19 protein-coding genes are annotated in these 19,091 nt (G+C 39.5%); 12 read left to right on the top strand and 7 right to left on the bottom strand.

Annotation, left to right across the window (positions count from 1 at the left end):
* Positions 1–399: 399 nt before the first annotated feature.
* Genes V3I05_RS03690 through V3I05_RS03675 form a run of 4 tightly spaced genes read right to left on the bottom strand, consistent with a single transcriptional unit; the run spans position 400 to position 4,420 of the window.
* On the bottom strand, positions 400–1,791 hold the full coding sequence (locus V3I05_RS03690) for an FAD-linked oxidase C-terminal domain-containing protein (RefSeq protein WP_300447908.1): 1,392 nt from the start codon (positions 1,789–1,791) through the stop codon (positions 400–402).
* A 2-nt stretch (positions 1,792–1,793) separates the two neighbouring features.
* Positions 1,794–2,540, bottom strand: a complete 747-nt coding sequence (locus tag V3I05_RS03685; RefSeq protein WP_295700899.1) for a plasminogen-binding N-terminal domain-containing protein — start codon at positions 2,538–2,540, stop codon at positions 1,794–1,796.
* A 9-nt stretch (positions 2,541–2,549) separates the two neighbouring features.
* Complete coding sequence (locus tag V3I05_RS03680) at positions 2,550–3,188, bottom strand: NUDIX hydrolase (RefSeq protein WP_300447910.1); 639 nt, start codon at positions 3,186–3,188, stop codon at positions 2,550–2,552.
* On the bottom strand, positions 3,185–4,420 hold the full coding sequence (locus V3I05_RS03675; protein WP_300447912.1) for a peptidoglycan DD-metalloendopeptidase family protein: 1,236 nt from the start codon (positions 4,418–4,420) through the stop codon (positions 3,185–3,187). The genes V3I05_RS03680 and V3I05_RS03675 overlap by 4 nt, the downstream gene beginning before the upstream one ends.
* 169 nt (positions 4,421–4,589) lie before the next feature.
* Here V3I05_RS03675 and V3I05_RS03670 point away from each other — a divergent pair, with 169 nt between their 5' ends.
* From V3I05_RS03670 to V3I05_RS03650, 5 genes are all read left to right on the top strand, one after another.
* Positions 4,590–4,781, top strand: a complete 192-nt coding sequence (locus V3I05_RS03670) for a hypothetical protein (protein ID WP_300447914.1) — start codon at positions 4,590–4,592, stop codon at positions 4,779–4,781.
* 81 nt (positions 4,782–4,862) lie between these two features.
* Positions 4,863–5,075 (top strand): flagellar biosynthesis anti-sigma factor FlgM, encoded by a 213-nt coding sequence (locus V3I05_RS03665; RefSeq protein ID WP_295700908.1) that lies wholly within the window; start codon positions 4,863–4,865, stop codon positions 5,073–5,075.
* Between the two features lie 66 nt (positions 5,076–5,141).
* On the top strand, positions 5,142–5,567 hold the full coding sequence (locus V3I05_RS03660; RefSeq protein WP_300447916.1) for a hypothetical protein: 426 nt from the start codon (positions 5,142–5,144) through the stop codon (positions 5,565–5,567).
* 9 nt (positions 5,568–5,576) lie between these two features.
* Entirely contained in the window at positions 5,577–7,397 is a 1,821-nt protein-coding gene (flgK, locus tag V3I05_RS03655) for a flagellar hook-associated protein FlgK (RefSeq protein ID WP_295700912.1), read from the top strand.
* 6 nt (positions 7,398–7,403) lie between these two features.
* Positions 7,404–8,129, top strand: coding sequence for an EI24 domain-containing protein (locus V3I05_RS03650; RefSeq protein WP_300451186.1), 726 nt, complete (start codon positions 7,404–7,406; stop codon positions 8,127–8,129).
* Positions 8,130–8,191: 62 nt separating this feature from the next.
* Here the strand turns inward: V3I05_RS03650 and V3I05_RS03645 are convergent, their stop codons facing one another.
* On the bottom strand, positions 8,192–9,010 hold the full coding sequence (locus tag V3I05_RS03645; protein WP_343354040.1) for a methylenetetrahydrofolate reductase: 819 nt from the start codon (positions 9,008–9,010) through the stop codon (positions 8,192–8,194).
* Positions 9,011–9,095: 85 nt separating this feature from the next.
* On the opposite strand from V3I05_RS03645, the gene serB reads away from it, so the two are divergent.
* The 3 genes from serB to V3I05_RS03630 all read left to right on the top strand — a co-directional run bounded on the left by serB (position 9,096) and on the right by V3I05_RS03630 (position 14,304).
* Positions 9,096–9,734 (top strand): phosphoserine phosphatase SerB, encoded by a 639-nt coding sequence (gene serB / locus V3I05_RS03640; protein WP_295700918.1) that lies wholly within the window; start codon positions 9,096–9,098, stop codon positions 9,732–9,734.
* A 1-nt stretch (position 9,735) separates the two neighbouring features.
* Positions 9,736–11,166, top strand: a complete 1,431-nt coding sequence (locus V3I05_RS03635; RefSeq protein WP_343354039.1) for a mannose-1-phosphate guanylyltransferase/mannose-6-phosphate isomerase — start codon at positions 9,736–9,738, stop codon at positions 11,164–11,166.
* 162 nt (positions 11,167–11,328) lie between these two features.
* Positions 11,329–14,304: a TonB-dependent receptor gene (locus V3I05_RS03630; RefSeq protein WP_343354037.1), complete on the top strand. Its 2,976-nt coding sequence runs from the start codon at positions 11,329–11,331 to the stop codon at positions 14,302–14,304.
* Between the two features lie 34 nt (positions 14,305–14,338).
* On the opposite strand, the gene V3I05_RS03625 is transcribed toward V3I05_RS03630, so the two are convergent.
* Entirely contained in the window at positions 14,339–14,953 is a 615-nt protein-coding gene (locus tag V3I05_RS03625; RefSeq protein WP_295700926.1) for a hypothetical protein, read from the bottom strand.
* Positions 14,954–15,142: 189 nt separating this feature from the next.
* On the opposite strand from V3I05_RS03625, the gene yedE reads away from it, so the two are divergent.
* Positions 15,143–16,357, top strand: a complete 1,215-nt coding sequence (gene yedE, locus V3I05_RS03620) for a selenium metabolism membrane protein YedE/FdhT (RefSeq protein ID WP_425531744.1) — start codon at positions 15,143–15,145, stop codon at positions 16,355–16,357.
* Positions 16,354–16,581 (top strand): sulfurtransferase-like selenium metabolism protein YedF, encoded by a 228-nt coding sequence (gene yedF, locus V3I05_RS03615; RefSeq protein WP_343354034.1) that lies wholly within the window; start codon positions 16,354–16,356, stop codon positions 16,579–16,581. Before yedE ends, yedF begins: the two co-directional genes overlap by 4 nt.
* A 59-nt stretch (positions 16,582–16,640) precedes the next feature.
* On the opposite strand, the gene V3I05_RS03610 is transcribed toward yedF, so the two are convergent.
* The gene (locus V3I05_RS03610) at positions 16,641–18,017 is read right to left on the bottom strand and encodes a sodium-dependent transporter (protein ID WP_300451200.1); all 1,377 of its coding nucleotides are present in this window, start codon (positions 18,015–18,017) and stop codon (positions 16,641–16,643) included.
* A 398-nt stretch (positions 18,018–18,415) separates the two neighbouring features.
* On the opposite strand from V3I05_RS03610, the gene V3I05_RS03605 reads away from it, so the two are divergent.
* Positions 18,416–18,844, top strand: coding sequence for an acyl-CoA thioesterase (locus V3I05_RS03605; protein ID WP_300447938.1), 429 nt, complete (start codon positions 18,416–18,418; stop codon positions 18,842–18,844).
* Entirely contained in the window at positions 18,834–19,091 is a 258-nt protein-coding gene (locus V3I05_RS03600) for an HP0495 family protein (RefSeq protein WP_295700936.1), read from the top strand. The genes V3I05_RS03605 and V3I05_RS03600 overlap by 11 nt, the downstream gene beginning before the upstream one ends.

Below are 19,091 nucleotides of genomic sequence, written 5' to 3'. Positions count from 1 at the left end.
GTAAAAGAAAACTATTAACTTAGTTAATATATACACCTTAAAAATATTTTTTGCCTTGAGTAATAATCTTAGATTCTCTAGTCTATTATGCCTTTGCTATTGCAGCTAAAGCTACTGCATTCGCACGAAGTGCTAATCCACACCTGCAAAAGGTCTTGCACACTTAAGACAAAGCCTCTCGTGTGCGCCTAAAGGATACACTTGATAACCGCACTTCGTTTGGTTATCAAGTGAGATTCTAAGGTTAGATTCTCTAATCTATTATGCTTCGTGCTGCATTCACACTTCCAAAAAAAACTTTAAGGTAGACTAGAGCTTAGGAGTGTGGGCATTTTGTGTGATTGTGTTTTTACGCAAATGAGAAAACCCACTTGTAATATTCTTAATCCACCAAAAGGATTAGAGAGGAAGTCCCATTTTACCAGGATTAAGAATATTGTTTGGATCAAAGGCTTTTTTAATACGTGCAAATAAATCCATCTCTGCTTGGCTGAATGCCAGGCGCATAAATGGGGCTTTAGATAGCCCTATACCATGCTCTCCACTCAATGTCCCCTCTAGGCTAATAGCTATTTTGAAAATCTCCTCTATGCACTCATATCCTCTCTGCAGTACGGCTTTATCGCTTGGGTCTTTTACCATTACATTTACATGCACATTGCCATCACCGGTATGTCCAAAGCAGGGAATTTTAAAGCCATATTTCTCACTTAACTTGCCTATTTCGCTAAGCAATGCAGGGAGAGATGAGCGAGGCACGGTAATGTCTTCATTGAGCTTCTTTTTGCCATAAATGGTAATGCTTTGACTTACATTGCGCCTTGCAAACCACAAATTCTGTGCCTCCTCATCATTCTTTGCGATTCTAAAATCAATACAACCATTTTCTTTAAATTTATCACTTAATATATTGAGTTGAAAGTCAAGCTGCTCTGTCAAGTCTCCATCAACCTGCGTGATAAGTATCGCTCCTGCGTCTATGGGCAACCCTTTGTGGAATCGCTCCTCAACTGCGCGTATGCTTAAATTATCTAAAAACTCCATCGCCACAGGTGTGATACCACTTGCCATTGTTTTATATACTGCATTCATAGCAGACTCTATATTTGGGAATACGCCCATTGCTGAACGCGACAATCTAGGCTTGGCAATAAGCTTAAGCGTAATCTCTGTAATCACAGCAAGATTTCCCTCGCTAGCTATCAAAATCCCAGCGACATTAAATCCCGCAACATCTTTAATCGTTTTTTTGCCCGCACGTATCACATCGCCATTAGGCAGCACAGCACGTAATGCCATCACATAATCCTTTGTAATGCCATATTTTGCCGCACGCATACCGCCGGCATTTTCGCTTACATTACCCCCAAGTGTGCTGTACTCCTGACTGGCTGGATCTGGCGGATAGAACAATCCTTTTTTTTCTACTGCCTCTTGGAAGGCTTTATTGACAACTCCAGGCTGCACCCTTGCAATAAGATTCTTTTCATCGATCTCTAAAATGCGATTAAAATATCGTTCCATCGCAAGGATAATACCACCATTTACAGGCAATGCTCCCCCTGTGAATCCACTCCCTGCGCCACGAGGAATAACAGGAATCTTGTGTGTGTTGCAATAGGCTAAGATAGCGCTTACATCTGCCTCATTACGTGGGAATACCACTGCTTCAGGCTCATAACGTTCACGTGTAGCATCATAGCAATACGCCACCAAATGCGCCTTATCATCATAGCAATTTTCCTCACCCACGATAGATTTTAGGGCTTGAATATGGCTTTTATCAAGCATAGCTACTCCTTATCTGTGGAATGAAATTTTTTAAGACTTTGGCTTAATAGCCCATCATAATAGCTAAAAAATTGGCGCGATTTTTTAGAGCGCAATTTACTTGCTAGTGAGCCTGTATCAATATTAGCAATGCGTGAGAAAAATGGAGCTTGTGTTTGCGTGAGCTGCGGCTTTTGCATAGGGATTTCCTCTAAAATTGCAAAACTTTGACAATCAAGCACGTTGATACCATTTGAGGCAAATATATACACCAAACCTATACTATATGCTTTACAAAATGCTTGAAAATGCTTTTGTTTGGGGTCATTAATACCATCTTTTGCTAAAAATGCACTAAATAAATCGATATGTGCGAATTGCGTTTGTGAGGGCGTTGAGAGAATCTTGTTATAACTCTCTTGGTCAGGGGCGATAGCAATGGCTTTATTATAGAATCCATTAAAAAGCACTACATCGCCTTGCCTAGGCTTGGCGATGGGTGTGGGGAGATACTTTTGCTTAATGCTATCAAAGGCTGTATAGTCTGCATATGCCACATTGTTCTTAATGCGCGTGATTTGCACATCAGCGATAATTACATTATAGCTGTCTTTACGTGTAAGGATAACGCCACTTTGTCCTACTTTGAGATTTTTAGCAGGGAAGATTACTTCTTTTGAGCTAACTTCTGTAATATGTGTGCTTGCAGGACTTGTGTCAATCCCATAAGCCAATCCCATACAACATAACAATCCTAATATAAGTCGCATTGCATCTCCTTATTTCATTGCTTCTTGTTTAAGTCGTTCATAATGGCGTAAAAACCACAGCACTCCAAATCCTAAACCGGGCGTTTTGACAATTTTTTCATCATATAAAATAGATTCTACATCACTTACCTTAACTAACACAGATTCTATTACTTCGCCATCAACGCCTCCACCCTCATTTATTTTATCCTGCTCACTAATACAAGTATAGAATAATGTTTGCTTTGCTCCACTATGCCCCACAGCAGTGGCAAAAGTCGCAATATGCTCTAATGAATCTGCCTTATAGCCGCATTCCTCCTGTATCTCTTCTTGTGCGATTTGCATAAGGCTTTTGCCCTGCTTATCGACAAGTCCAGCACATAGCTCATACGTATAGCCTAAGGCTAGAGATTCTTGGCTTATATGGGCTAAAGATGTATCATTATGCAATGTTTTTGCAAAGACTGTAGGGCGGAATTGCTTGACAAAAAGTAGGCTATCTGCCTCTTTGTGATAAATCACAATCGCCACAGAATCTAGGCTCTGTATAAAATCCCAGCAGCGATTTATGCCATTTTCACGATAGCGCATACGGTGGGGCTTGATATATATAGAATCCACGCATTCACAAAAATGTATATCGCTGATATGTGAGAGTGTTTTCATTGTTTATTGATTGATGATGGAGTGGTTGGCTGTATAGGAGCATTTTGTGTGTTAGATTCTGCATTTATTTGCGAATGCTTATCGGGCAAATTTCCTTCACTTAATGTAATAGCATTTACACTTTTATTGAGTGCATCTTGCAAATGCGGCATAAAATGCTCTGTGAGTGCTAGAAAAGCTTCTTTCTCTTTGCCTTGCAGCTCTTTACTTACTGCTTTTACGCTTGATAGGGGATTAATAGGCACATTATTACGATACAGGCCAAAATGCAAATGTGGTCCTGTGCTTAGCCCTGTGCTGCCCACACGTCCTATCATTTGCCCACGTTTGATGCTTTTACCAGCCCTTATTCCATTTGCAAAAGAATTTAAATGTGCGTAAAGTGTTTTAAGGTTACCCTCGTGGCGAATCTCAATAAGATTCCCATAACCTCCTCTTTTGCCCGCAAAGATGACTACTCCATCGGCGGCTGCTACAACAGGAGTCCCCGTAGGTGCAGCATAATCCACCGCATAATGTGGGCGGATTGTGCCAAGTATAGGGTGTTTCCTCCCAAGTGAAAATCTTGAGCTTATTCTCGCCCCTGCTACAGGCGTTTGGAGCAAGAATCCCTGAATCTCCTTACCTTCCTTATTGTAATAGCGTCCATTCTTATATTGAAAAATGTAATGAGGTTTTTTATTTACTTCTACTACAGCCGCTTTGATATTCGCATTTTTAAGTGGCTTGCCTAAACGATATTTACGATCATAAATCACTGCTAATCTATCGTTTTTTAAAATACTACGAAAATTCACACTATTTTTATAAGCGTTCAAAAATTCGCTCACCAAGCCCTTATCGTGCGTCATATCAAGTAAATCTTGGTAGGGGGATTTTTGAACAAAGAGGCTTACTATCTGCTCTTGTTCAAAATAAATCATAGGCGTAAAATCAAGCATATATGCCCCATCGCGTTTAAAGATGTGAATCTGCATACCATCGCCTATGGGAATAAGAGCCTGAATCAAAGAACCATCATCATCTAAAAGCGTGTAGTATGTAACTCCAGCATAAATTTCTGAAGTTAGTTCTCTATCTTTTGGAGAGAGGTTATAATATAAACTTGTAGGAATATTGTATTTTTGAAAAAATGCAAAAAATGTATAGCCTACCTCCCATATTTGAGAATGAGCCACTGCTCCAAAACACAAGCTGCCCCAAACGCTCACTAACATAAAAATTTTTCTCATACAAATACCTTACAAGCCATACGCCCAGCGCTTAACTTTAGCCATTCTTTAAATAAGCCTAGGATTGTAGTATAAAAATTTTAATAAAAATGTTAAAATAGGCTTTGTCTTGGCACTCTTTTTGCATAGCATCTTACAATTGCATTGAGATACGAAATAAGGAGATAAAATGAGCACAGGTTTAAAAAATTGGCTATTTCCTACACTTAGTTTTATTGCGTTTTTGTATGCTTTACTCTTGCTTGGAATTTGGACGTATCGTGCCGATACGAATGCTCCACTTTTTGAATCCGATGGCAACTCAAAAAATGTAACATCGCTTAAAGATTTTAAGCAAGAAATGCAAGAGTATGTAAAATAATACAAATTGCTAAATTTTTTTATACTTTAGCCGATTTGAAATGAAATTATTTAAAAAAATTAAATTACTTAGAGGTGTCCTATGATAAATGGTGTGAATACAGGCATTCAAGCTGCAAATGTCCTCAATAGAGAAATGTTCAACAAACAAAATGAGAGCAACGAAATTAAAGCAAAAGAAGAAGCACAACTCTCAAAAGCAGAGCAAATCAAAGAGCAAATCAAAAATGGTGAATACAAAATTGATTTACGGCAAACTGCCCAAAAAATGGCATCAAATTTGCTTAACCTCTAAAAAACTCCTCCATTCTCTCAAAGCATTTTTTTGATGTAGCAATGGAGCATATAGAGGACTTATACTATGCTACATACTTACATTAATGGTGCAATAGCCGATTTAAGAACGCTTATACATCTTACCCAACTTGATAATAAAGATATACAAGCGGCTCATCACGAAGCGATTTTTGGGCGATTAGAGCAAAAAGATAATCTTGTGAAAGCATTTGAAGAAAAAAAATCTCTTATTCAGCAGGAAATGCTTATATTGTGTGAAAAAAATCCACATAAAGCACTTAAAGATTTGCTTGATGAGCAGACAAGCGCGCTTTTAGACTCGATGCGAGATGAGCTAGAAACGCTTAAAACACTCAATGCCAATTATGCAAAAAGTGTTTTTGCCGTAGCTGAATTTTACAATTCACTTATCCAACGCATAATCCCCCACGAGAGCAATGGTTATGAGCATCAACGTACTCAAAGCCATTTACTGAAAATCCAAGCATAGGCAAAACTTATGGGTGGCATTCTCTCCTCTCTTAATACTTCTTATACGGGCTTACAGGCACATCAACTTATGGTTGATGTAACCGGTAATAATATCGCTAATGCAAGTGATGAATTTTATAGCCGCCAACGTGTGCTTGTCCGTCCTGAACGACCGCTTTACTATCAAGACTATAATCTTGGCAGAGGTGTGAGTATTGAAACCATACAGAGAATCCACGATGAATTTGTCTTTAACCGCTATCGCAAGGCTGCTGAAGAAGCCCAATATTATGATACACATTTTACTACCTTGCGTGAGGCTTCGGCATTTTTTCCTGAAGTTGATGGTGTAGGGATTTATAATGATTTAGAAGAGTATTTTAATGCGTGGAAAGATTTAGCGAAAAACTCCACAGATCCCGCACAAAAGCAGGTTTTAGCAAAAAATGCCCAAGTTTTAAGTCATAATATTCAAGACACACGAGCAAGGCTTGTAAGATTGCAGCAAAAGGTAAATGAAGAACTTGAGGTAACTATCAACGAAGTCAATCGTTTAGCCAAAGAAATTGCACATATTAATGGAAAATTAAAAGAAATGGAAGACCAACGTGAGCTAAAACAAGCCAATGAGTTACGCGATAGGCGCGATGAGCTAGAGTTTAATCTTCAAACGCTTATAGGTGCGAATGTGTTTAAAAATCACTTAGACTCTCGTGCATCTATCCACCCTAAACTAGCGGATTTTGATGATGAATATGTCTTAAATATCGGCTTTGGGTTTAATATTGTCGATGGCGCGATGTTCCATCCCATCGTCCTAAAAAAAGATGATAATCATCTCAATCTTAATCGTGTATATTTTCAGGGTGATGATTTTAAAATCGTTGAAATCACTGATAAAATCGTGCAAGGTAAGGCTGGCTCGCTTATTAGCCTCTATAATTCTGGGGCTGATGGCACACGTGTGGGGAAGATTCAAGATTATATCAATCAGCTTGATATTTTTGCAAAGGGCTTCATTGAGGCAACCAATAATATTTACTCTCAAAGTGCAGCTATGCAGATTCGCAGCGATAAGATTGATGTGTGGAGCTTGAATGCTCTTGTGGATAGTAATTATAATATTAAAACAGGGAGTTTTGATATTGTTATATACAGTGCACAAGGTGAGGAAATCGGGCGCAAAACAATCCATATTGATGAGACTACTACAATGAATGATGTTGTCCGTGCTATCAACGCAAATACTGATGATAATAAAGACAATAATGCCCTTAATGATGTTGATGACTACTTCCGCGCTTATTATGATAATGGCACAAGAGAATTTAATATCCTTGCTAAAAACCCTTCGCAAGGGCTTTATGTGGCTATCCAAGATAATGGCACGAATTTCACAGGAGCATTTGGTTTGAATAAGTTTTTTGATGGGGAAGATGCCCATAATATTACGCTTCATCGCGAATATGCTAAAGATGCTACCCTTATACGTCCGTGGCTCACACCGGTAAATGGGAACTTTGATGTGGCAAATATGATGCAGCAGCTTCAATATGAAGATGTAGATTTCTACACCAATAAATACGATAAGCAGCAGATGAGAATCTCTGAATATTTTCAATTCCTCTCTGGACGTGTAGCTAATCAAACCGAAGCTACCCAACGCACCAAAGAAACAAAAGATTCTGTGCTATCTGCTGTCAAAAAGGAGCATTTAGCTATATCGCAAGTGAGCCTTGATGAAGAGATGGTAAATCTCATCAAGTTTCAAGGTGGCTATGCGGCAAATGCAAAAGTGATTACTACCATTGATAGAATGATAGAAACCTTGCTAGGGATTAAGCAATAAATTTTTATGAGTATGCTACACATTCTTAGACAAAGCCTTGCGGATTTCTTGCGCCCGAAGATTCTATCTCTTGTGTGTGTGCCTGTGATATGCAATATTTTGCTTGTGGGCAGTATCTTGTATTTTTGTGGGGCAAGTTTTTATCAATATGTGCTAGATTTAAGCCCAGAGTGGATTGCAAATCTTAGTGTAAATGCGGCTCTTTGGGCACGGGTGCTGAGTTTTTTATATGCCTTAAGCATATATCTGTTTTTGGGCTTGTGTGTGGGGATTCTCACCTTGCTTACTAGTCTCTTTTTTGCCCTTTTTTATACGCCATTACTTGTAAAATTTGTGCATAAGAAAGATTTTTCTCATATCCATTTGCAGCCCTTTGGGAATCTTGTAAGCGATATGTTAGTTTTTTTCAAAGATGGGGGTATTTTTATAGCTTTGCTTATCGTGTGTATTCCTTTGTATTTTATCCCGTTGTGTGGCACTCTTATCCCTCTTATACTAGGATTTTTCTTTTTCAAAAGACGCAATTTCTATGATGTGGGAAGTTGCACGATGAATAAGGAGCAATTTGAGAGTTTGCAAAAATTTTCAGCACAAAATTATCTCTGTGCGCTTATGGCATATCTGCCTAGCTTCATTCCATTTGTAAGCTTTTTTCTTATGCCACTGCAGATTCTTATCATTATCCGCTATGCACTCTCCTACCTTGAGAAGCCAAATAATTCACCTTATTAGTCAAATCAAGACATACATTTTTTGCAAATACAGGCGAAATGCTATTTTAAAGAATTTGCATATTAAACCTTAAATTTCCCATAAACGCGTAGGTCATTATGTTTTGGCGTGGAAAGATATAACGAAGCATTGTGCTTCTGCGCTACTTCGCATATCTCCTGCCACAGCGTTTCAAAAGCACTTCGCCCGATATGTTTATCTCCCTCATTTTGTTTACCACTCACCATAGCATCTATATATGCTTGAGGGATTTTAAAGCCCAGATTCGCTTCATTAATACGTCTTACACTCTCTAAATGAAAAATCCCAAATACCCCTATAAACGCTTCCACCTCATATCCACCGCTTTGTGCGATAGATTCAAAATGTTGCAAAAAAACTTGTGCCTCTTGTGCGCTAAAAAGCGGTTGCGTGATGATTTTGTCCGCACCAGCTTTTAGCTTCTTTTCAAGTCTTTCCCTGCTTGCCTTATCAGTCAAAGTTCCGCTACCGCTGATGATACGCACTTTTTCCCCTAGTATTTCTCTTGCAAGGCTGATAAGCTCTATGCCGTTTATGCCCCCATCTTCGCCGCCGATAAGAGCTATTGTGTCAAATCCCGCATATTGCACCCCCAAAAGCTCCGCCTTTAAGCGAATCTTACCTGCTTCCCCCACGCAGCCGCCTCCGCTTAATGTAGGCACAAATTGTATATGAGGCATTCTCTGCCTTAGCATATATGCACCTAAGAGCGCCTCTACACTTGCCTTTTTACGAGGACTTGCAGGGACTAGCACAAAATCTAGCGTCTTATGTAAATACCGCTTTGCCCCCTTCCACATAGAATCTAGTAGAGCTACATCACTCGCTAGATTTTGTGGTAAAAACTCAACGCCAAACATCGTGTCTCCTTAAAACTACCGCTTCTGCATATCAAATTTAATCCCAAATGCTATAATCTTAACATTTTTCTAAGGATAATAATAGATGAAGCTTGTTGTGTTTGACTTTGATTCTACACTTATGAACGGAGAGACGATTGATATACTTGCACAGGCGCATAATGTAAGCGATGAAGTCTCTGCTATTACGGATAGAGCGATGAATGGGGAGCTAGACTTTTATGAGAGCTTAAAGGCTCGTGTGGCTATGCTAAAGGGTTTAAGCTACCAAAAAGCTCTACATATCGCGCGGAATCTCCCCCTTAATCCCGGCGCAAAGTCCTGTATCACATCGCTTAAGGCGCAAGGCTATAAGGTTGTGTGCTTTAGCGGTGGATTCCATATCGCTACGGATTATTTTGCTGATATTTTAGGGCTTGATGCAACATTTGCTAACATCTTGCACTATAAAGATAATGTCCTCACGGGCGAAGTAGGCGGGGAGATGATGTTTAGCGATTCTAAGGGCATTATGCTCCAACGATTGCAGCATCTGCTTTCTATCACGCCTGAAAACACCATTGCCATAGGCGATGGCGCAAATGATAGGAGTATGTTTGTCTATGCTGATGTACGTATCGCATTTTGCGCTAAGCAGATTCTTAAAGATGCGGCAAATATCATCATCGATACACAGGATTTGCGTGAAATCCTTAAATCCCTCCATATCCCTATAAAGGAGTAAAATGACTATCAGTATCCTCTGTGGCGGCTCTGGTACGAGACTTTTCCCCCTCTCCCGTGAGCTTTTGCCTAAACAATTCGCCTCCATTTTGCCTAAAAATGATACGCAAGATTCCACACATTCGCTTTTCCAAGAGACATTGTTGAGAAATCAATTCTTGGTAAAAAGTGGCGGGGCGTTTCAAATCATTACTAATGACAATCACTACTTCATCGCACAAGAACAAGCCCATAATAGCGGCATTGAGCTAAAAGATTTCATTTTAGAAACTATGAGTAAAAACACCGCTCCTGCCCTTACCTTCGCTGCTCTAAGTGTATATGAAAGCTTTTGCTTAAATCATCTACAAGATGATGTGATACTCGCCCTACCCGCTGACCATCTCATCAAAGACATAGCCAAATATCAAGAAGCCATTGCTGAAGCCATTGCTCTTGCAAACAAGGGCTTTTTGGTTACCTTTGGTATCAAGCCTGATTGCCCTCATACAGGCTATGGCTATATTAAGGCAAAAAACCATATCGTAGAAAAATTTATAGAGAAACCCTCTTTAGAGGAAGCGCAAAACTACCTTAAAGAGGGGTATTACCTGTGGAATAGTGGTATGTTTTGCTTTCGTGCGGAAGTGTTTTTAAAAGAGCTTAAAATATACGCACCCGATGTGTATGAATCTTGTAAGCTTACCTTTGAAGCCTCAAAAGATTCTAAAGTAGCACATTTTATGCGGTTAAATCCCGCTATGAGTGAGAATATCCCTCATATTAGCATTGATTATGCCCTGATGGAAAAAAGTCAAAAGGTTGCCTGTGTGAGCGGAGCATTTAGCTGGAGTGATGTAGGAAGCTTTGAATCTCTAAGTCTTGAATACCCTAAAGATAGCACAAACAACGCAAGTAGAAATGATTTTATCACTAAAGATTGCACGAATAATTTTGTCATTTCTGATAAGGTCGTAGTCGGCATTGGCTTAGAAAACTTGATGATTATTGATGAGGGTGATTGCCTGCTTGTGGCAAAAAAGGGCTATTCTCAACAAGTTAAAGACATTGTCAATATGCTCAAAACCTCGCACCCCGAACTCACCAAAGTGCATAGGAGCGCACATCGCCCTTGGGGAAGCTATACCGTGCTTTTAGAATCTCCTACCTACAAAATCAAGCAAATCATTGTCAAACCCAAAGGCAGGTTAAGCCTACAAAAGCACTATCATCGCAATGAGCATTGGATTATTGTGAGTGGCTCAGCGTATGTAACCATAGGAGAGCATAAAAAATTCCTGAAGGCTAATGAATCTACTTATATCCCTATGGGAGAGGTGCATCGCCTTGAGAATCCCGGTGTGCTACCGCTTGTGCTCATAGAAGTGCAAATGGGTGAGTATCTAGGTGAAGATGACATCGTGCGCTTAAGCGATGATTATCAGCGATTGTGATTTCCATTGCGTGAAAGGCAATGATAGACTAGAGAGATTGTTATTTATCTGCAAGTAAATTATCCCCCATATATTAAATTATGATAATAATTTTTATTTTATTATCAGACAAGAAATATTACTATTGCTTTACTTAAAATCAAAATAAAACATGGAAAGACTATGATACAATACCTAAAGATACAATACCTAAAGATACAATACCTAAAGCAGACTTTCAAAAAAGTAGCTGGGGATGGGGATATGCACAATAAAATCTCCATAAAATTCACATCATTCATTATGCTTCATATTCTGTGTAGCTCTCCTCTCTTTGCAGAGCAAAATTTGGCAACTCCCCCTGCAGCAGCATCTCATAGCGCACAAGATTCTAAAGATAATGGAGTAAGGAAAGTGAATCTAGGGCGCTCTGTTATCCGCGCAGAGCATAAAGATGAGACCTACCAAAGCAGCAATACTATCAATTCACAGATATTAGAATCTGCTCCTAGTGGTAATGGCGATATTGGCTCAATGCTTAGAATCCTCCCTAACGTGCAGTTTGACAACGCAGAGCTTAGGAGCAATACACCCGGTGAGATTGACCCAGCAAAGATAAGCATAAGCGGGGGTTTGCATTATCAAAATCTTTTTACCATTGATGGACGCGATATGAATAACGACCTCAATCCCGCACAGAATGGCTCTACTTGGACTAGCACGACCCCGGGGCGAAGTCAGGGAATGGCTATTGATGTGAGCCTTTTAGAATCTATTAACGTGCAAGATTCTAATGTCTCTGCGACGTATGGGGGATTTACCGGTGGGGTGGTAGAGGCTTTCACAAGAAGGGCAAATAAGCCCTTTGGAGCAAACATCAGCTACCAAATCACGCAGGGTAATGCGCAGCCGGGTAAATTCTCTATGACACATTACCATATCTATGGGAATGATGCCTCGCTCGATGCCTTTATCAATGCCTCTGCTAATGGTGAAAATCAAACCAACACACCTGTGTTTATTAAACACCTCATTCGTGCCAATCTAGAATCTCAAATCGATGATAAACTTGGCGTTATCGCTGCCTTTGCAACGACACAGAGTTTTATCCCCTTACGTAGAAGTGATAATAGCTATCTTAATACTACGGCTTATCCTATCCCTGAAGGTATCGTGCAAGATTCTAATGGACAGGCGGTGCAAAATCAAGTGAGACAAATCTATAATTACTTTCTTAAAACCCATTATGATGTAGATGAAAATCTTAGCTTTGAGCTTACCTATACCTACGCGCCAGATTATAATAATCGCTATCTACCCGGAGGCAAACCCGACCAAAGCTATGATTGGGTAAGTGGTGGACACGATGTAGGCTTTAAAACCACGTGGAGAAATACCTTAGGCAAGATGACAAACACCTTAGGCTATTCATATTTGCAAAATTCTACTATCGCACACGGCTATGAGCATACTAAGGAATGGCGCGTTTCAGATGCGAAAAATTGGAGCAATTGGGCTGGACGTGCACGTGAGGGAGGCTATGCCCCAAGTGAATCTATCCAACACACACTAAGTAATAAACTCATTCAAGATTTTAAACCCCTGCAAGACCCACTTGGTATCGCGCATAGATTCCAAGTGGGATTTGAGCTGGGCTACCAATATGCAAGATTTGGCTATACGCACGATCATTTTATCGCTAGACAGACTACGACAAAGCTTGAGGCTAACCAAACTTGCCCAAACTTAGAATGGTGTGACCCATCAAAGACCTATTTTATAAAGACAAGTGGCACAGGAGCAAATCGAACCTACACGCTAGAACCTTGGGAAAATGGGCAGTATTTTTATTCCGCGTGGCTTTATCGTGGTAGCACCACACTTGATAATACGCTTTTAGCAGCATTTGCAGAAGATGATATGACACTCCCGCTAGAATACAAAGGCAGAGATATAGGGCATATCAATATCCGCCCGGGTATCCGCTTTGATTATGATAGTTATATGGATAAGCTTACTACCGCTCCAAGGCTTTCCCTTAGCTATGAAGCCCCGTGGAATGAGTTGCATCACGAATTTTCCACTTCTATGATCGCAGGGGCGAATCGCTACTATGGGCGCAATATCTTTAGCTATCGCTTAAGGGCGGATTTAAACGCTATGCAAACAACCATCTATCGCAATGACCCGAATACAGATTTCTATGATGTATTAGCAATGGGAACTACCTGTCCTACGGGAAATGCTCCTGTGGATAATGATTTAAATGGCGCAAGACGATTTAATCAAAATTGTATTGTTACTCATCTCAATGCTGTGAAGTTTAATCAACTTAAAGTGCCTTATGTGGATGAATTCGTCATAGGTTTCACACAGCAGCTTTATGACTGGAGCTTGGTAGCAAAATATATTTATCGTGCGGGTAAAGATGATATACGCTATGTGCGGAGAGACTATGCGAATCTACCAATCGACCCTAGCCTTACAACTCACTATTTTACCTTTACTAATGAGGGCAAAAGCTGGAGTGATGTGGTAACTCTCACTTTTACCAAGAATGAGACAATAGAGTTTTTTAACACGAAAAATTATATATTTTTTGCTTTTGATTGGACAAATGTAAAAAGAAACTTTAATGATTATAGTAGAGCCGCGACAGCTAATGAACTACAAGATGCAGATATTTTATATAATGGCGAGGTGGTAGCATATTCTCAACGACCAGCGAGTAATTTTGTGCGTCCTTATACGCTAAGGCTTAATACCATACATACCTTTAATGTAGGCAAGACAAAATGGCTTTTAAATAATTTCTTTCGATTTAGAAGTGCCTATGATGCCATAACTCGAATCCACATTGCAGGGAGGCAATACACAGCAACTCGCACTCCTAATCCTGCCTATAATCCCGCACATAACAACAAAGACCAATATGTCCCTCAACGCATTAGAGAGGCTTTTACTTGGGATATGCGATTAGGTTTTGAAGTAGATGTCTATAAGGGCAATACACTCTATACGAATATAGATATTTACAATCTCCTTGATGCGAAAAATCCAACGATTCTTAACTCAAACTATGCAGGGACTTCTAGCGCACCTACACTTGCCTATGAAGTAGGGAGGCAATTTTGGGTGCAAGTGGGGTATAGGTATTAAGAGAGTGTTATATTGAATTTTGCATTTTATGGTTTTACTCTACATAAAATGCACGGACTACAAAGCCTCTCTCTTTAGCCTTTTGCTGGCTCAACCCTTCAAAAACAGCAATATTTGGAAGATTCTTCCCCACGATATAAATTGCCTCTCTTGCGCGGAAGCTTGCTAGACCCTCCTGTTTTAGCTCCGGGCTTAAACCTGCATAAGGAAGACTATCCACCACACCTGAAACTTCAAACGCCACGATTTTATTATCTTTATGCACCATATCAGCAATACCCCTTGTAAGTTCATCAAGACAATGCTTTGGCATATTCCAACGCCCTATTTTCATATCTACGCAATGTGCTACAATTTTATCTCTAGGTTTAATCGTATAGAGCAGTTTTGCAGGGACACTCTCTTGTTCTTTTCTAAGAGAATTGCTTTGTGCTTTTAACAACTCAATTTGCTTATCTTTTGAATCAAGGTTTGATTGATACACGACCTCATCTCGTTGCATAAGTTGAGATTCAATCTTATTGCTTACATCATTGAGAGACATACCGGAAAACTTTACCATATAGTAATAGCCTCCACCAAGTGCTGCAAGAAGCACAATGATGAAAACTAAAAAATAAAATATAACTTTGCTTGACTTCCCTTCCATAACCGCTTCCTTGTTAATATTTACTCCAAAGTTATTCAAGCTTAAGAGAGCAAAAAATATTCCACTCTTGTAGCTTTATTAATTCAAATATGTTAAAATCCACACTCTCATAGGCTTTCGTGCAAAGCATACATTAGGCTACTTTCTTCTATGTCTAATCATTTTTATTCAAACAAGGATTTTTGTATGTTGCAGGAATTGTATAGGCAATTTTTTGTGCATTTTTGGCATATGGGTAGGGGTATGATTATCTTAGGTATTTTAAGTGCAGTATATTTTGGTATATTTGGTGGTGTGTGGGCTGTAACAGGCGAGATGACACGATGGGGCGGAGAGTTTTTAGAACTCTTTGGAATGGATTTAAGCCCATATAGCTATTATACAAAACAAAATCTCAATGGCACTCCTCTTACGCGCACCGATGGGCTTATGCTTATTGGTATGTTTATAGGGGCATTGGTAGCTGCCTTGTGGGCAAACAAAGTAAAATTTCGCCTCCCCGCAAGTGGGATTAGAATCTTTCAAGCCATAGTTGGCGGTATGCTTGCTGGCTTTGGGGCACGACTAGCTTTTGGGTGTAATTTGGCAAACTTTTTCACAGGACTGCCTTATTTCTCGGTGCATACATGGGTTTTTACCATTTTTATGGTGCTTGGAATCTATATTGGTGTAAAAGTATGCAATATGCGATTTTTTAAGCCCAAAGCCATTCTGCAAAAAGTAGATAAGCCAAACTGCACCCTTGAAGTTGATAGCGCGCGTTCAAAACGGCATTTTGCCTTGGGGAGCATTATTTTTGCGCTCTTTGTGGGCTGGTTTATCTATCTTGTGCTAACATCGCCCAGCCTTGATGTAAAGGTTAAGCAAAGTTTGCTCTCTGTTGCTTTGGTCTTTGGCTTTATGTTTGGATTTATCATCTCACGCGCTCAAATATGCTTCACTTCGTGCTTTAGAGATTTGTTTTTATTTGGACGCTCTGTTGCCATACAGGGGGCTGTCTTGGGTATGATTATTGCCTCACTTATTGCTTTTGGTTTTATGCTCTATGGACATCAAACAAAGGTTATAGACATAAGCTTTGGTGTGATGTTAGGGGCATTTCTCTTTGGCTTTGGTATTGTATTTGCAGGGGGTTGTGAATGTGGCTGGGCGTATCGAGCTATGGAGGGGCAAACCCACTTTATGATTGTGGGGGTCGCTAATATTATTGGCACAATGCTTTTAGCTCTAAGCTATGATTATTTCCCTCAAAGTTTTGTTGAAGGGGCAAAAATCAGTCTTTTATATGATGTGGGTTTTCTTGGCGGATTTGGCATAAGCCTTATGCTGTTTTTACTTATGCTTGCGCTTGTATTTCTCTACAAATATCACTTTTTCAAACACATTTATAAGGGGCAACTATGAATATAACTTATACACTTAATCTTCAGGGGGAAGCTTGTCCTTACCCTGCTATTGCCACACTTGATGGACTTCCACAGCTTAAAAGTGGCGAGATTCTAGAAGTGCTTTGCGATTGCCCTCAAAGTATTAATTCAATCCCTAATGACGCAATTTCAAGGGGATTTGAGGTGCTTGAAGTGCAGCAAGATGGTCCTTCCTTACGCTTTGTGATTAAAAAACCTTAAAGCACACAGCGAGGATAGATAGGATATTAGATTCTATCTATTCTTCATAGTTTGAAAAATTATGAGATGAGTATGGCTATAATGATGATTGGGGCAATAAGACGCAGTATCCACCACCAAATATAAAAGAGTGCATTAGAAAAATAGGGTGTCCATACACGTAGATGAGATTTTTTAATATGCCAACCCAAAAAGAGCAGTAAAATAAGCATACCCAAAGGCATAAGACACGATGAGGTAAGCAAATCCAGTATATCAAAGAGGGATTTACCGTATATAAGAGGCAGGGATAAGGAGGCGTCATTCCACATAATCACTAGGAATCCTAAGGTAAAAATCCCGCTACTTAAGATATATGAGGCTTTAGCTTGTGAGAAATTGTATTTATCACGTAAAATACTTACGCTCGGCTCAAGCATAGAAATCGTAGAGGTTAATCCTGCAAAAAGCACAGCTATAAAAAATAATGCAGCAATAATCGCCCCGCTACTCCCTAGTGATGAAAAGGCTAGAGGAAGCGAGATAAGTAAAAGTCCTACGCCCTCACTTGGCTTGCCTCCAAAATGATAAATAAAGGTAAAAATCATCAATCCTGCTATAAGCGATATGGCAATACCGCTTAAAACCACCCACAGGCTACTTTTAAGGAGATTTTCATTTCTTTGAGCGTTTGCTGCGTAAGTGGCTATCGTGCCTACACCAAGCGAAAGGGAGAAAAATACCTGCCCTAAAGATTCTACAAAAGTATTAAAGGTAATCTTATGAGGCTCAAAGGCAAACATAAAGTGCCAACTTTGCGAAAACTCCTCTAAATTCATCGCATAAATAAGCAGTGCGATAAAAATCACAAAAAGCAAGGGCATAAGGACGAGATTGAGCCTTTCAATACCGCTTTTAATACCGCGTGAGACAATGAATGCGCTAAAGATAACAATGCCAAAAAAGCACAGACTCTGCCACCACAAGGATTGGGAGCGAAGATTATCAAAAACAGCCTTTGCTTCATCAATATTTTGAGGCAAGGTAAAGCTTACAAAAATAAGATAATACAGAATCCAACCCATTACTACTGCATAGAAGCTTAAAACGATAGGACCAGATATAGCATTGATACCAAGCCACATAAGTGATTTTTTAGCAGATTTATCTTTAGAATCTACTGCATTATGTTCATTATGGTTTTGTGAGGGAGGGAGGGCATTAAGCTTATCAAGAATGACATAATTATCCAAAGGATTGCTACGTGCGATATTGCCAAGTAGCATTTCAGCTATGAGCATAGATACGCCAATGCTGATAGCAAGGATAAGGTAGAATATCACAAATGCTCCACCGCCATTTTCCCCAGCCATATAGGGAAATCGCCAAATATGCCCTAAGCCAATAGAACTGCCCAATGTTGCCATAATAAAGCCGATTTTGTTAAAGTGATTCATATCTTTCCTTATGCCTTTATTGCACCACATTCTAGCTAAAATATCATAAGTTACATACTCTAAAACTTACTTGATGACTAAGAGCAACGTTATGCATAAATTAATCTTTTAGGTGCGAAGTGTAGATTTGACTTTGCGTAAAGTTTGACTAAAGTGGTAGCTTTAGCTACATACAACACGCAGTGTTTTATCCACATTTGCAAAGTGAGTTTTTAAAGTTTAGAAAATGAGTTGATAAACGCGATAGCGGTTATAACTCTATCCTTTAGGCGCACAAGTGGGATTTACTCCCACTTGTGCAAGACCTTTGCGGCACGAAGTGCAGTAGCAAACGAATAATAAAATAACGCATTACTCAAATATGCTACAATGCACCAAAGCATCGCTAAGGAGATAATGTGAAAGCCTATCGAGTGAGAGTGTATTTTGAGGATACTGATTGTGGGGGGATTGTCTATCATACTAATTATTTGAAATATTGCGAACGTGCCAGAAGTGAGCTATTTTTTGCTCAATCTATGCAGCCATTTATGGATAAAAGTGGCTTTGTGCTAAAAAATATGCAAGCTGATTTTGTCTCAAGTGCGTATTTAGGGGATATACTTGAGGTTCGAAGTACACTGCTTGAGTGCAAAAATGTCTCTGTTATCATCGCCCAAGATATATATAGAATCTATGATGCCCTCACTCAAAAAAATGATGAAAAGCTTATCTTTAAGGCGCAAATTAGCCTTGCATTTGTTGATGTAGCACTTGCTAAACCTTGCAAAATTCCTCCATATATGCGGGAGATTCTACTCACTTTAGGGAAAAATAATGAATCTTGATATACAAAAGCCTCATATTGTGTATCCTTGCAAATGGGAATATCGCGTGATAGGGACAGATGAGGAGGTATTACGGAAGTTGATTTTTGATATTATGCCTAGAGAATATGATATAACACTAGGCAAACATTCTTCAAAGGGGCATTTTGTAAGCTTATATGTAAGCCTAGAAGTGCAGAATGAAGAGGAGAGAAATGCAATATTTGCTGCTTTGCAAGTAAGTAGCTGTGTCAAAATGGTTTTATAG

The sequence above is a fragment of the Helicobacter mastomyrinus genome, assembly GCF_039555295.1.
Taxonomy (GTDB): Bacteria; Campylobacterota; Campylobacteria; order Campylobacterales; family Helicobacteraceae; genus Helicobacter_C; species Helicobacter_C mastomyrinus.
This window is presented reverse-complemented; position numbering and strand designations above follow the sequence as displayed.